General features: G+C 44.0%; 12 protein-coding genes. 9 read left to right on the top strand and 3 right to left on the bottom strand.

Features of this window, described 5'->3' with window-relative positions:
* Window positions 1–3 precede the first annotated feature (3 nt).
* The gene (locus SWOL_RS15310; RefSeq protein WP_081424819.1) at window positions 4–228 is read right to left on the bottom strand and encodes a response regulator transcription factor; all 225 of its coding nucleotides are present in this window, start codon (window positions 226–228) and stop codon (window positions 4–6) included.
* A 160-nt stretch (window positions 229–388) separates the two neighbouring features.
* Window positions 389–1,573, bottom strand: a complete 1,185-nt coding sequence (locus SWOL_RS08410) for an iron-containing alcohol dehydrogenase (RefSeq protein WP_011641024.1) — start codon at window positions 1,571–1,573, stop codon at window positions 389–391.
* Between the two features lie 658 nt (window positions 1,574–2,231).
* Here SWOL_RS08410 and SWOL_RS08405 point away from each other — a divergent pair.
* From SWOL_RS08405 to SWOL_RS13620, 3 genes are all read left to right on the top strand, one after another.
* Window positions 2,232–2,411 carry a hypothetical protein gene (locus SWOL_RS08405; protein ID WP_041427486.1) on the top strand — a complete coding sequence of 60 codons (180 nt, stop codon included), beginning with the start codon at window positions 2,232–2,234 and terminating at the stop codon, window positions 2,409–2,411.
* Between the two features lie 333 nt (window positions 2,412–2,744).
* On the top strand, window positions 2,745–3,479 hold the full coding sequence (locus tag SWOL_RS08400) for a Uma2 family endonuclease (protein WP_011641023.1): 735 nt from the start codon (window positions 2,745–2,747) through the stop codon (window positions 3,477–3,479).
* A gap of 233 nt (window positions 3,480–3,712) precedes the next feature.
* Window positions 3,713–5,302, top strand: a complete 1,590-nt coding sequence (locus SWOL_RS13620) for a protease inhibitor I42 family protein (RefSeq protein ID WP_155814184.1) — start codon at window positions 3,713–3,715, stop codon at window positions 5,300–5,302.
* A 342-nt stretch (window positions 5,303–5,644) separates the two neighbouring features.
* On the opposite strand, the gene SWOL_RS08390 is transcribed toward SWOL_RS13620, so the two are convergent.
* Window positions 5,645–7,534 carry a diguanylate cyclase gene (locus SWOL_RS08390; protein ID WP_242649315.1) on the bottom strand — a complete coding sequence of 630 codons (1,890 nt, stop codon included), beginning with the start codon at window positions 7,532–7,534 and terminating at the stop codon, window positions 5,645–5,647.
* 272 nt (window positions 7,535–7,806) lie between these two features.
* Here SWOL_RS08390 and SWOL_RS08385 point away from each other — a divergent pair, with 272 nt between their 5' ends.
* From SWOL_RS08385 to SWOL_RS08360, 6 genes are all read left to right on the top strand, one after another.
* Window positions 7,807–8,178 (top strand): GntR family transcriptional regulator, encoded by a 372-nt coding sequence (locus tag SWOL_RS08385; protein WP_011641020.1) that lies wholly within the window; start codon window positions 7,807–7,809, stop codon window positions 8,176–8,178.
* Window positions 8,178–8,876 (top strand): ABC transporter ATP-binding protein, encoded by a 699-nt coding sequence (locus SWOL_RS08380; RefSeq protein ID WP_011641019.1) that lies wholly within the window; start codon window positions 8,178–8,180, stop codon window positions 8,874–8,876. Before SWOL_RS08385 ends, SWOL_RS08380 begins: the two co-directional genes overlap by 1 nt.
* Entirely contained in the window at window positions 8,863–9,612 is a 750-nt protein-coding gene (locus tag SWOL_RS08375) for a hypothetical protein (protein ID WP_011641018.1), read from the top strand. Before SWOL_RS08380 ends, SWOL_RS08375 begins: the two co-directional genes overlap by 14 nt.
* Window positions 9,613–9,839: 227 nt before the next feature.
* Window positions 9,840–10,418, top strand: a complete 579-nt coding sequence (locus tag SWOL_RS08370) for a murein hydrolase activator EnvC family protein (protein ID WP_081424818.1) — start codon at window positions 9,840–9,842, stop codon at window positions 10,416–10,418.
* Between the two features lie 2 nt (window positions 10,419–10,420).
* Window positions 10,421–11,281 carry a M50 family metallopeptidase gene (locus tag SWOL_RS08365; protein ID WP_011641016.1) on the top strand — a complete coding sequence of 287 codons (861 nt, stop codon included), beginning with the start codon at window positions 10,421–10,423 and terminating at the stop codon, window positions 11,279–11,281.
* Window positions 11,282–11,624: 343 nt separating this feature from the next.
* The gene (locus tag SWOL_RS08360; protein WP_041427940.1) at window positions 11,625–13,484 is read left to right on the top strand and encodes a TIGR03960 family B12-binding radical SAM protein; all 1,860 of its coding nucleotides are present in this window, start codon (window positions 11,625–11,627) and stop codon (window positions 13,482–13,484) included.
* Window positions 13,485–13,493 lie beyond the last annotated feature (9 nt).

Here is a 13,493-nt window from a genome sequence, read left to right as displayed (position 1 = left end):
CTTTTACCCATCAAAATCATCAATTCCTATTTCCTTTAGCATATTTACATAAAGGAGCAATTCCTCCCGGGAAGAAACATTCAACTTCATATAGATGCGTTTATTATGCGTCTTTATGGTATTTATGCTCAGGCACAGAATGTCGGCGATCTCTTTGGCAGTATGGCCTTTTACATAAAGCTCGAAGACTGAATGTTCGGACGGAGAGAAATTCTTCGTATTTTCCAGAAATTTAGGGGGATAAACCCCCTAAATTTTTTTAAAAGCGAGATTCCACAGTAAGAAGTAATAGTATTCCTTGGCTTGTATCAATATAGTGCTTGTAGTCACAGCCCGCAGAGTCATAAGCATTTTTGGAGCAAGTAATATTTTTATTAAAGAACCTGGCTTATGCACTAAAAGCAGTATTTCCCTTGTAGGCGTTTTGTAAAATCGTCAGGACATCCAAATATTCCAGTTTCTTAAATGATCCCAGGGCTCCCCAGGCGGTTGCTTTCGCGGCCATTTCCTCCAGTCGCTCCGCTTCCACCCCGATTTCTTTCAAACTGCCGGCCAGATGCAGCGAGCGGAAAAACTCCGTCGTCTTTTCTATGCCCACCCGGGCCACGGCCAGGTCTTCACTTCCTTCTATTCCCCAGACATAGCGGGCATAATCTGCCAGCCGGGGTGCAGTCTTCTCATCCAGCACATAGTACATCCAATAGGGAGTGAGGATGGCCAGGCCCAGACCATGGGTTACATCATAGATGGCACTGATTTCGTGTTCTATATCGTGGGTAGCCCAATCAGTGCGCTTGCCCGCTCCCAGCAATCCATTCAGGGCCAGGCTTCCGGTCCACATCAGATTGGCCCGGGCCTCATAGTTGTCCGGTTTAGCCAGGGCTATCGGCCCATAGTGGATACAGGTCTTGAGCATAGCTTCCGCCAGGCGGTCCTGAATAAAGGTTCCCGGAGTAGGGCTGAAATATTGTTCAAATACATGGCTCATAATATCTACTGTTCCCGCCGCTGTTTGTTCAGGCGGAACGCTGAAGCTGTATTCCGGATCGAGGATGGAAAAACGGGGAATCAATAAGGGACTGCCGGTGCCCAGTTTCTCTTCCGTTTCCTCATTGCTGATTACCGCGTTACCGTTCATTTCCGAGCCGGTAGCAGCCAGAGTCAGTATGCATCCCAGCGGTAAAGCCTGGGTTATCCTGGCCCGGCGGGTAAAGAAGTCCCAGGCATCTCCCTCATAGCCGGTACCGGCAGCAATAATTTTAGCGCAGTCAATCGTGCTTCCCCCGCCAACTGCCAACACCAGCTCTACCTCATATTCCCGGCAGAGCTTCACCCCCTGGCGTACACTGCTTATTCGTGGGTTGGACTGGACCCCAGGCAGTTCTATGGGAGTGATTCCGGACTCTTTAAAAATATTTAGCAGCTGTTCATAAAGCCCGCTGCGCTTAATGCTGCCTCCACCGTAGACCAACAGCACCTTTTTGCCATAAGTCAAAACCTCCCGGGCCAATTCCTCAATCTTACCCCGCCCAAAATGGATACGGGTGGGAAATTGAATATCAAAGTTTAACATGCTGAATAATCATTCCTTTCTGCATAGATATTACTTTAGCGGTGCCGCCACCGGATTATTATTATCTTAGCGCAAATCCAGGGTCGGGAAAAGCAGAGGAGATTTAAAAAAACATGGTCGTCTGTCTATTCCTGATAAATAATATTTCCTCAAAAACAGCGTTTATCTGACTACAGTAAATAAGTGCTTTTATACCTTAATATTACCATGCATACCGGTATCTAGAGTATTCTTTTCTTATCTGTTATAATAAAGATAACAGACAGGGGCCTCCAAGCTCCCGGGTGCATAGCCACCGCCGGAATACGGTGCTGCATAATCTAAGTTTCTAACTGGAGGACCCCGAAATTATGGGGAACCTCCAGTTTGTTTTTATCAAGCTAGTTATAACGAGGTGAATTATGTCCCCCGCTAAGCGGCTGGGTTCCTATTAACAAAACAGGCGGCGGGTTCTAATCCCCCGCCCTCGTTGCAGCGGTGTGTTGAAACTGCTCTGTAGTTTCTTCCAATGCTTAAACAACCGGAACAACTGTGAATTTGCGTGGGTTGGAATCAGGGTCACGATAGATGTATAAATCGACCGGGTTTTTTAATGTAAAGAAATGTTATGGTCTAAGAAAGCGTCACCTTCCGGGTGCCATAGAAAGGGGAGATGTGCATGAAAACCATGACTGCTTTCGAGAAACAGCTTCAGGCCGAAAAGAAAAACCGTATAGCTAAGACACCATGCAAAATATGTAAAAACCATATCGAAAACAAGCCCTATATTGTGTTTGAAGAGAGATATTTTCATGTTGTTTGTTTGCGAAAAAGGCCCAACCTGGCTTATGACAGGTAAATGCCATGAATAAAGCAAGAGAATCAATCAACCCAAGCTTTTATACGGAGCTATCGTCGTGGCCCACCGACTCCACCGCCTGTTATTATTCCAGCAGCTCTGAGCTTGCCGCCTAATGCTCGCTTTGCCTCCCTTTTAAATAATGATCCCGCTTATTGCCCAGACTGCTGATTGACATAGATGCAATTATTTACCGAGTGAAGGAATAACAAGTTCGGGTACAGTCCCCGGACTTATTACTTACCCATATCCTTTCCCGTATAGGTAATATAAATTGACAATATAGCTAAAATACTTAAAATAATAGCTAAATTAAGAAGCTGGGGTGAGCTTATGCGTGTCAATAGTACAGATTTGCAGAACGCTTTCGGGAAATATCTTTCCCTGCTAGAGAAGGAAGATATTATTATTACCAAAAACGGGAGAAGCGTGGCCAAATTGCTTCGTTATAATGAACCTGATTATTTTCTGGTTCACGAAGAATCAAAAAACTATAAAACAACCAAGAGAATCAGCTATGAAGAATACATGGATTTGGTTGATTCATCTGATCAGAGGTATGAACTCATCGATGGAGAAAATTACCTGCTGGCTACACCAAGTTTTAAACATCAGGTTGTGGTTAACGAAATATCGGGTCATTTTTATAACTATTTTAGAGGAAAGTCCTGCCGCTCATTAACCTCGCCTTTTGATGTGAGGCTTTTCGGATTTGCCACCAAATTTGAAGAAGATCCTAATGTTGTCCAGCCGGATGTTGTTGTCATCTGCGACCTGGATAAGATCAACGAGGCTAACAAATATGAGGGCATCCCCTCACTTATTGTTGAAGTATTGTCTCCATCAACTAAAGGCAAGGATATGGTTATGAAGCTAAATCTGTACATGAAAAGCGGTGTTTTGGAGTACTGGGTAGTAGATATGGAAAGCAAGAGTATTTTACAGTACTCCTTTTCCCCCGAGAGAGATATAGATAGCTTAAAAAGCCTGGGGGAGGAAGATACCATAGAATCAAGCGCTTTTGCCGGGCTTAAGATACTGTTAGGAGAAATTTTTGCTGAAATATAACTATCTTCGACCATGCGGTAAGCTATAATCCTTTTCAGCTGAATACTTATCCCAGGAAAATGTGAAAAATCACAATAACTACTTTTGCTGGAGAAGCATTGTAAGAGAAAGCGGAAAATCGACCGCTTAGCGGGGGACATATTCCATCTCGTTATAAATTACCAGGTGAAAGTAAAGTTTGTGTTTTATCGTAATAAAAATTAAGATTTTAGGGAGAGGGAGGCGTGATATTTTTGCTGAAAAGGATTATTTGTTATGCTATGGTTTTGAGCTTAGTGGCCTTGAGTGCCGCGCCGGCTCTGGCCAAACCGGCACCGGGAGATTTTGCCGATTTGCTGGGGCACTGGGCGCAGAAGAATGTTAGTGCAGTTTGTAATCTGGGGTTGATGAGTGGAATGGGAGAAAATGAGCAGGGAAGCCAGGTTTTCTCTCCTGATGGCCTGGTTAACCGGGCGCAGTTGGCGGTTGTGTTACAGCGCACATTTGAACTGGACTATGGAGAAAAGAGTTTTATAAAACAGCCGCAGGCCAGCGATTATTACTTGGATGTGGATAATGGGGCCTGGTATGCGGAGGCAGTGAAATTCTGCGCCATAAACCAGGTATTTGATCCTACGGAAAAATTCTATCCTGAACAGGCGGTAACCCGGATAGAAGTGGCCCGGGCGATACATCGCTGTGTCAAAGCCAAAGGCTTGAATATTCCCATGATTATGCTGATGCCTTATTACCAGGATATGGAGGGGCTTTCACAAGAGGACAGCAATGCCCTGGTTTTCGCCAGCAACACCTCATTGATGAAAGGAGATGGCCAGAACTGGCGACCTCAGGAGCAGATTACCCGGGCGGAGCTGGCCACAGTGCTAAATAGCTTGCTGCGACTGCTGGCAGTAGATGAGAGCTATGACGGCCAGGAATACAGCGTGACTCCAGGCTACAGCTTTATACTGATGCTGGACAGCAATCCTACTACCGGCTATTCCTGGACGGCTTCCTATGATGAAAAGATTTTAGCCCTGGCTGCCAGGCACTACCAGCAGGCGGGAGAAGGCAATATTATGGGGCAGGGGGGCAAGGATATCTGGATATTTAAAGCCCTGCAAGCTGGAACTACCGAGATTAAGATGACTTATTCCCGTTCCTGGGAGAGCGTTGAACCCATAAAGACCTTTACTCTGAAAGTTGTAATTGCTCCGGGCCAGGCCGAAGCGGGAAAAGTAAAGGTGAGCAGCCGGGTGCTGAAGGACAAATCCGATAATATGGATGTTGACCTGGAGATACCGATGGTAAGCGGACTGGAAGCGGCGCTGCAATCCGCCATCAACCAGCGTTTTGAAGGGGACGCTATGGAATTAAAACAATCCTTGGAGACAGGGCTCAAGGCTTATGTTGCCGAGTGTAAAGCAGAGGGTTACCCCATCCGGCCTTACCAGTTGTTTATCCGCTATCAGCAGTGCAGCCTTAATGATAAGGTGTTAAGCCTTTATGTGGATTATTACCAGTATACCGGCGGTGCCCACGGCATAACCGAGCGCCGGGCCTATAATATTGACTTGAAGAGCGGTGAATTGCTGCCCCTGGCGGCGATGTTCAAGCCTGGTTATGATTACAAGGCAGTAATAGAGCAGGAAATCAAGCGGCAGATTGCTCTGGATCCTGATGCCTATTTCAAAGGGGACATGGGCTTTAAAGGTATCAATAAGGAGCAGGGCTACTATCTGGAGGATGAAAACCTGGTGATATATTTTGGCCAGTATGAAATAGCCTCCTATGCCGCCGGTATTCCCGAGTTCAAAATACCGCTAAAATTATTGAGCATTTAATAAGATTTACCAGGTAAAAGGGGCGGTTCCTTGACAGTTGGAAGGAACCGTTCTCTTAATTTCACTACCATTATTAGGAGGACAAACTTCTTCGCGTTTTCCAATGATGTAAAATGTATTTATCTGTTCCGAACCCAAAGATTCTTCAATTTCAACAATGATTCTTACCGATACATTAGCTGATATCTTATAATAACGATCAGTGCCTTTTACTTTTTATAACTGAGAGAAAGGTAAGTGTGGTCTTGCAAAAATAACTCTATAGTCCTATTAGCTTGTTTGTAGGTGCTTTTATCGAGGGATATAATTTGCTTATACCTGTCAAACTCGGTACGGGCTCATTTACTCGGCTAAAAATTTGATTTGGTTTCTGCCGGCATTTTTTGCTTGGTACAGGGCTTTATCAGCTAGTAAGATTAAATCTGTAGGGGAAGAGTTACTATCCGGAATCTTGGAAGTAACCCCAATGCTAACCGTCACATACTTGCTTAAGGAAGAGTCGCCATAAGGTATTTTAAGCCCCTCAATTTTTTCGCATAATAATAAAGCCATTTTTATAGCTTCATCTTTTTTACACTCAGGCATGATTACTACAAACTCTTCACCCCCATAGCGAGCTACCAGGTCACTGGCACGCTTAAAGGAATTGGCAATTGCCTTTGCAACCTGTATTAGGCATTCGTCCCCAGCCAAATGACCATAACGGTCATTATAACCTTTAAATAAATCAATATCTAAAATCATTACTGAAATAGATTTTCTGTTTCTAAAACAACGATTCCATTCGTTCTCTATAATCTCATCGAATTTACGCCTGTTCCATAAGTTGGTTAAAGGGTCTTTTAATGAGAGTAGTTGGAGGGCTTGATTTGTTTTTTCTAATTCAAGTTTCTGGTGTTCTATTTTTTCCTTCGACTCCTCCAGAGCTTTAGTTCGTTGCTTGACCACTTGATCTAGATTAAGGTTCATTTCCTTTAATTGCATGGTCATTACCTCTTCTTTTTCCATCGCTTCAGAAAACTGCTTGGCTAATACAATAGAAATAGTAAAGACAAATATCATTTGGCCAATAGATGATAGATTACCGGTTCTAAAAATAGATCGCAAAAGTGTAGACCCATTATCATTTAGCCATATGCTTAAGAAAATAATATCATTCAAGCTGGTAATGAATAATGCCAGACCACCGGCCACAATCAACCCGATATTTTTATCTTTTTTAAATAGTTTTTTGAAGAAGATATAAGTTAAATAGATGATTACGATTAAAGCAACAATTTGGTAGATAGGATTAAAAGTAGTAAATATTCTTGCTGGAGTAAGGAGAACAAGTCCTCCAAAAACGAGTCCAATAATGATGATGAACCGGACAAATTTCTCGGAAATGTCTTTAGGAAAAACGAATTTAAAGAACATTACTATCAATGGCACCCCTAGATAGAAGGTCAGTGTTTGCATTTTGTGGGCTACTTCCCAATTAAAACCTGGAAACAAGTAAATAAAGAGTCTTTCCCCTACCAGTAAGGTTCTAATTCCAATAAATATACAGAACAAACCAAAGTATAAAGTAGAACGATTCTGTCTTCTAAAGAAAAATAGAGCTATATGATAAGCTCCAATAATCATTATACAGCCAAATAGAATTAGCTCGTAAGCCATATTCTTATACCGCAAGTTAAGAACCAATTCTTCACTACCTAGTATTAAACGCTCCAGTATCCCGCCACTTCGATGATAGAAATTAGATACTTGCAGGATAATTTCATTTTCACCCTTTTGTGCCGCAAAAAAAGCTAACTGGGGAAGGTATTGAGGGGCCATGCTTTCTCTGTTTTGACCTACTATACCGGAGGAGGCAATTAGTTCATCATTAACCCAAAGTTTGTAAGCAGTAAAAATCCTAGGTATTTTTAAAGCTAATCGCTCTTTTTCCCCGGTTTTAATGATTAATCTATAGGTAGCATAACCCGCTCCGGGTAATTCCATGTCGTTAAGTTGATAATGGTTCCACGAACCGGGGATTTCAATATACCCAGTCCTACTTATTTCTGTTACTTTTAAATCTGATGGTTCCAATAGTTGATTCCAGTAAAATTCCCATTGCCCATCTAATCCTATAAGATCCTGGTCAAACCGCCATTCGCTTAAGTCGAGCATTCCTTCAACGGCTCTGGGATGTTTAGGCGAAAGTTCCTGGGAACAACCTGCCAATAAAGTCGATATAATCAACATTATTAATATAATACTTATGCCCTTTTTGTTATGCATGCAAACTCCCGGGTGCGATTCCAAACTTCGACCCCATAAGCTATATTTCGTCAAATTATACCCATATATTAGCATAGACCAAGAAGCGAATAAAGACAACTTGGAAATTCCAGTCCCTGCTCCTATTCACGTCTTATCTGAGCTTTTCAATAAACCGCTTGACAATGATTAATAATACGCTTACTCTAACAGTAGACCAATAGACTAGTGCACTAAAGGTCTAGGAGGTGGAAGCCATGAAATTTGACAGTTCCCGTCCCATTTATCGGCAGATAATTGACAGCTATAAAAAGCAGCTTATTCGGGGTGAGCTCAAGATGGGTGATAAAATACTATCCCAGCGGGAATATGCTGAGCAAGCACGCATAAACCCGAATACCGTGCAGAGAGCTTATCGGGAAATGGAGGCCCTGCAAATGGTGGAAACGCAGCGGGGGCAGGGGACATTTATTATTGCTACCGAGCCGATGCTGACAGAAATTAAGTTGGAGATGGCCCGGGATGTGCTGGAGTATTTTATCGGGGAGATGAAGTCTCTGGGATATACCTACGCCCAGATAATAAGCATGTTGGAGGAAGAAGAAAAGAAACAGGGAGGAGGGTTTTAATGATTGAATTTAAAGAGGTGTCGAAAAGGTTTGGTAGTACACTGGCCCTGGATAAGTTGGATGCAAATTTCCCCACTGGTAAAATAATTGGTCTTTTTGGTCCCAATGGAGCAGGTAAATCAACCAGTATTAAAATGATAGCAGGGCTCAATCGTCCGGATCAGGGGCAAGTAGTGATAGACGGTGAATTGCCGCGCATGAGCAAAGCCCAAATAGCCTACTTGCCGGAAATAGATCATTTATATCCTTGGATGACTATTGGCCAAGCGGCCGGATTTACCCGAAGCTTTTATGTGGATTGGGATAACGACAAATACCATGAGCTTTTAAAATACTTAAACCTGAATGCGGAAATGAAAATAGGTAAAATATCCAAAGGTCAGAGAGCTAAAACCAAGCTATTGCTTACCGCTGCCCGGCGTGCCCCTTATCTGTTAATGGATGAACCATTATCAGGTATAGATATTTTGACCCGAGAAGAAATAATAAACACTCTGGTAAGAGATTATCGGGAAGGGGAACAGACCATAATAATATCCACTCATGAGATTGCCGAGGTGGAGAGCCTGGTTGACGAAGTGTTTTTTATTGATCAAGGAAAGATTATGCTATCCGGATCGGCGGAAGAATTCCGAGTGGAAAGGGGTCAATCTCTGGTAGAAATAATGAAGGAGGCGTTTCGCCATGCCGACCAGTAAGTTAAAAATGTTTTCCCAATTATATACCAAAGATATGCGGGAATTAGTGCCTGAAATCGTTATAGTAGCAGCTGCGGCAGTGATTCTTAACGGATTGTTCTATTTTAATATGAACCGCTATACATCATTTCACCCGGCAGTTTTTATAATACCTACTTTTATGGTGCTGGCCGTGGCGGCTTTTTTGCCGTTTATTTCTTCTTTCAAACTGGTAAGCCGTGAGTGGAGCAATAATACGGTTTATCTCATCATGTCATTGCCTGTTTCAGGGGTCATGATTATGGGGGCCAAGCTGGCTGCTTTAATTACCCAGTATATTGCGGGTACCTTGATAGCTGTCTTGATGGGATTGTTTTTGGCCCGGGAAGCAATTCCGGATATTATGAAATTAATATCCAATTACCCGGATATTTTGAACCTGGCCATTATGTTTTATTTACTGAGTATTGCCGCTTTACTATTCTTGATTAGTATGGGCTTTTTGAGTCAGATTACAGGAAAATTAAGCTCGCGTTTCTCCAGTTTGATTACTTTTGTAGTTTTCCTTCTCACCTTTTATAGCATGAGTAAAATCATCAGTTTTTCTATCGTTAAACTAAAAATGATAACAGCTGCCGGTTCATCGGCAATCCTTAACAATTCGTCCCTGTCCGGGGACCTATTAATATTGTTGCTGGCAGCGGCAGTAGTATTCACCTTAGCCGTGGTAATTTATGATCGTAAGATAGAGCTATGACTTCCTCGGGGCGTTCCCTTGTTCCAGGTTTTTAAAGCGGGAATAAAACATGGCCATTTAAAATATACATTTCATATAACGAGGTGAACAATGTCCCACGCTTAAGCGGTCGCCTCCTCCGCCTCGTTGCAGCGCTGTGTTGAAACTGCTCCGCAGTTTCCTCCGATGCTTAAATGCCTTGCTGGGAGACGAGCAAGCGTTAAAACCTAGTAAAGCTGGGGTGAAGTATGATGGTCAGAAGCTTCAAACTACGAATGCTCCTGGTGATATTTCTGGTTGCTGCCGCTGGTTTGGCCATGCAGTCAGGTGAAAGCAGCCGTAGAATAGCGGAGCCGGTCATTCGTTTTATGCTCAAAGATTACGGGGTGGAACAGAAAATTGCTAGCTTTATTGACAACCTGAGGGATCAGGGTCGTCTTGATCTAGTTCCAGCCCGCAGCAGTTCTACCCTGGCTTTGCCCTGCGAGTATATTACGGTTAAAAAGAACTATGGTTGGCATTGGAATAGCAAGACGCATAAACAGGAGTTCTCGCCGGGTATCTACCTGGAAGTAAACCACAATACCGCAGTAAAACCTATATTGGATGGACGGGTAATAGAAATATCAAGCAATGAGGAAGGACGCCAGGTATTGCTGGAACATAATGAGAATTTTTATTCCTTTTATGGTGGATTGGATGAAGTTTTCGTGGAAGAAGGAAAGGAACTGGTTAAAGATAGTCTTATCGGCAAAACCGGCAACACCCTCTATTTTGAAATCAGAAACCAGGATGGACCGCAGGATCCTACGCCGCTTTTTGAATAGAAGTGAAATTTGCTCGCCTTTTGGGTATTCCTATTCGGGTCAATCCCCTGTTTTTGTTGCTGGCTATTCTTTACAGCTGCTTAGGACTGGGGCGGGAAATAATCATTATTTTAGCCGCAGTGTTTTTGCATGAAATAGCTCATACCCTGGTTGCCTTGATGCTGGGAATAAAGGTGGCGGAGATTGAAATCCTACCCTTTGGGGGTCAGGCTCAAATTGAGGATTTTACTGCTCTGGATCCGAGCAAAGAAATCTACCTGGCCTTGGCTGGACCGGCGGTGAGTCTGCTCCTGGCAGGCTTATTCTATTTTTTACAGCCTTATCTGAATTTGGATTTACAATTTTTCGTAAATATCAATCTGGTCTTGGGTTTATTTAATCTTTTGCCGGCTCTCCCCCTTGATGGAGGGAGGGTTTTTCGCGCTCTAATATCACCTCTGCTGGGTTTTAAAAGGTCGACCAAAATCGCGGCTTTTTTGGGCCAGTTCATAGCCCTCCTCCTGCTTGCCTATGGTTTTTATCTGAGCTATACCCGTTTAACCGGGGCCAATTATATAGTGATTGGGATTTTGCTTTTCTGGGCTGCCCGGCGGGAAGGCAAATTGCTGCTTTATAGTTTTATGCGCTATTTGCTACACAAGAAAGCTGAACTGGCCCGGAAAGGTTTTTTGTCCTGCAACCAGTTGGTGGCTTACACTTATACCCCGGTCAAAGAGATATTGAATGCTACCGGTCCCAGTTATTATTTGGTGGTGGTAGTGCTGGATGAAGATCACCATCCCCGAGGAATGATAAGCGAAGTGGAGCTAATTGAATGTTACCTGGAGAAAGGTCCGCGGGTTTCTCTGGAGGATTGTCAGTAGCTATTTTCTTCCCCTCTAGCCTGGCAAACTCCCGGCATCGTAATCACATTTTTTTAAATCCTACATCTACTTTCCCTTTAAGCATCGGAAGAAACTGCTGATCAGTTTCAACACAGCGCTGCAACGAGGCGGGGATTAGAAACCCGCCGCCTGTTTTGTTAATAGGCGAGCACTTAGCACCCTGCGGGCACCACTGATGTTCGCTTCGCTCACTATTATGGATGCGGGGGACATATTTCATCTCGTTATAACAAGGTTCTCGGCGGCCTTTGGGTGCTTAAAGATTTTGTTTTATGGTAATATATATAATACGCAAAGCTATATTAATGGAGGAATAGTATTTTTGAAAGACCAGCTTTTTCGCGATATTCTGTCCCGAGTAGCAAAACCAGCGCGCTACACGGGCAGTGAACTGAACATGATAAAGAAAGACTGGGAGCAGGCGGGAGTAAAGATGGCTTTTGCCTTTCCCGATGTCTATGAAGTGGGGATGTCCCATGTCGGGGGGAAGATACTTTATGGGCTGGTTAATGAGAAAAGCCGGCATCTTCTGGAGAGGGTTTTCGCCCCCTGGCCGGATATGGAAGCGATAATGCGAGCGGAACAAATACCGCTGTTTTCGCTGGAGTCTTTCCGTCCCGTACTGGATTTTGAGGTCTTAGGTTTTTCCTTACAATATGAATTATCCATTACCAATGTTTTAAACATGCTGGATTTGGCCGGAATACCGTTATGGTCCAGAGAAAGAAACGAAGCACATCCGCTGGTTATTGCCGGGGGACCAGTGGTTTTTAACCCGGAACCCTTTGCCGATTTTTTCGATATATTTATTATCGGTGATGGGGAAGAAGTTTTACTGGAGTTCCTGGACAAAGTGGAAACCAGCCGGGGATTGGAGAAAGTGGAAAAACTGAAAAGGCTGGCAGCTATTGAAGGTGTCTATGCTCCGGCCCTATATAATGTAGAATACCGGGAAGATGGGATATTAAAGTCCTTTGAACCCAGGTTTGCGGAAGTGCCGGCCCGGGTTCGTAAAAGGGTGGTTAAAGATCTGGATCAAGCCTACTATCCTGATAAGCCCCTGGTACCCTATATGGAGATAACCCATGACCGTGCCGTTTTGGAGGTAATGAGAGGTTGCCAGCGGGGATGCCGCTTCTGTCACGCAGGAATAGTCTACCGGCCGGTACGGGAAAGGAGCCTGGAAACGCTGGAGAGCCAGGCCCGGCACCAATTGCAGAACACCGGCTATGAGGAGATATCCCTGGCTTCTTTGAGCAGCCTGGATTATTCGGGAATAGACCCCTTGTTAAAGGGTTTGGTGGGAAACTATGGGGAAAAGGGTATTGGGGTATCTTTACCATCATTGCGGGTAGATGCCTTTTCCATTGACCTGGCTAATGAAGTGCAGAAGGTCAGGAAAACCACCTTGACCCTGGCTCCGGAAGCTGGAACCCAACGCTTAAGGGATATAATTAATAAGAATGTCAGCGAAGAACAGTTGCTGGATGCAGTGGAGGCCGCCTTCAAGTCTGGTTGGCTTTCGCTTAAGTTATATTTTATGATCGGACTTCCCGGGGAAAGGGAAGAGGATCTGGAGGGAATTATAGAAATATTGCAAAAGGTTAAATACATTGGGGACAAGTATTCCCGCCGCCCGGTGGAGATCCGGGCCAGCCTGGCTTCTTTTGTGCCCAAGGCTCATACTCCTTTTCAATGGAGACCACAGAACACTATGGCGGAGCTGGATAGTAAACAGCAGTTTTTGTCACGGAGAAGAAGGAAGCGAATCAAGCTGAGTTTTCATGACAGACGGACCAGTTATTTGGAAGGGGTCATAGCCCGGGGGGATAGGAGATTAGCGCCAGTGATTTATCTGGCCTGGCAAAAGGGCTGCAAGTTTGATGGCTGGTCCGAATATTTTAATTTTGACAACTGGCAGGATGCTTTCCGGGAAAGTGAAGTAGAACCGGAATTCTATACCGGGCGGCAGCGCCCCTACGAAGAAAGTTTTCCCTGGGATTTCATTGATATTGGAGTAAGCAAAGAATTTTTGCAGGAAGAAGATCAAAAGGCTGAGGAAGGCTTGACTACAGCCGATTGCCGGCAGGAAGGCTGTAGTGATTGTGGAATTTGTCTGGCGATGGAAGTAAGTTTGAATATTAAGGGTGGAAATGTTGATGCGCTTGAGAAGCAGATATAGGGTGGGGCC

The organism is Syntrophomonas wolfei subsp. wolfei str. Goettingen G311 (genome assembly GCF_000014725.1).
GTDB lineage: Bacteria > Bacillota > Syntrophomonadia > Syntrophomonadales > Syntrophomonadaceae > Syntrophomonas > Syntrophomonas wolfei.
The sequence above is the reverse complement of the archived record's forward strand: the minus strand, read 5'-3'. Positions and strand labels throughout refer to the sequence as shown.

What these genes read in the sequence shown, in the direction of transcription:
- SWOL_RS08410 (WP_011641024.1), bottom strand. Translation starts at nt 1,573, where the DNA reads ATGTTAAACTTTGATATTCAATTTCCCACCCGTATCCATTTTGGGCGG.
- SWOL_RS08405 (WP_041427486.1), top strand. Translation starts at nt 2,232, where the DNA reads ATGAAAACCATGACTGCTTTCGAGAAACAGCTTCAGGCCGAAAAGAAA.
- SWOL_RS08400 (WP_011641023.1), top strand. Translation starts at nt 2,745, where the DNA reads ATGCGTGTCAATAGTACAGATTTGCAGAACGCTTTCGGGAAATATCTT.
- SWOL_RS08390 (WP_242649315.1), bottom strand. Translation starts at nt 7,534, where the DNA reads ATGTTGATTATATCGACTTTATTGGCAGGTTGTTCCCAGGAACTTTCG.
- SWOL_RS08385 (WP_011641020.1), top strand. Translation starts at nt 7,807, where the DNA reads ATGAAATTTGACAGTTCCCGTCCCATTTATCGGCAGATAATTGACAGC.
- SWOL_RS08380 (WP_011641019.1), top strand. Translation starts at nt 8,178, where the DNA reads ATGATTGAATTTAAAGAGGTGTCGAAAAGGTTTGGTAGTACACTGGCC.
- SWOL_RS08375 (WP_011641018.1), top strand. Translation starts at nt 8,863, where the DNA reads ATGCCGACCAGTAAGTTAAAAATGTTTTCCCAATTATATACCAAAGAT.
- SWOL_RS08370 (WP_081424818.1), top strand. Translation starts at nt 9,840, where the DNA reads ATGATGGTCAGAAGCTTCAAACTACGAATGCTCCTGGTGATATTTCTG.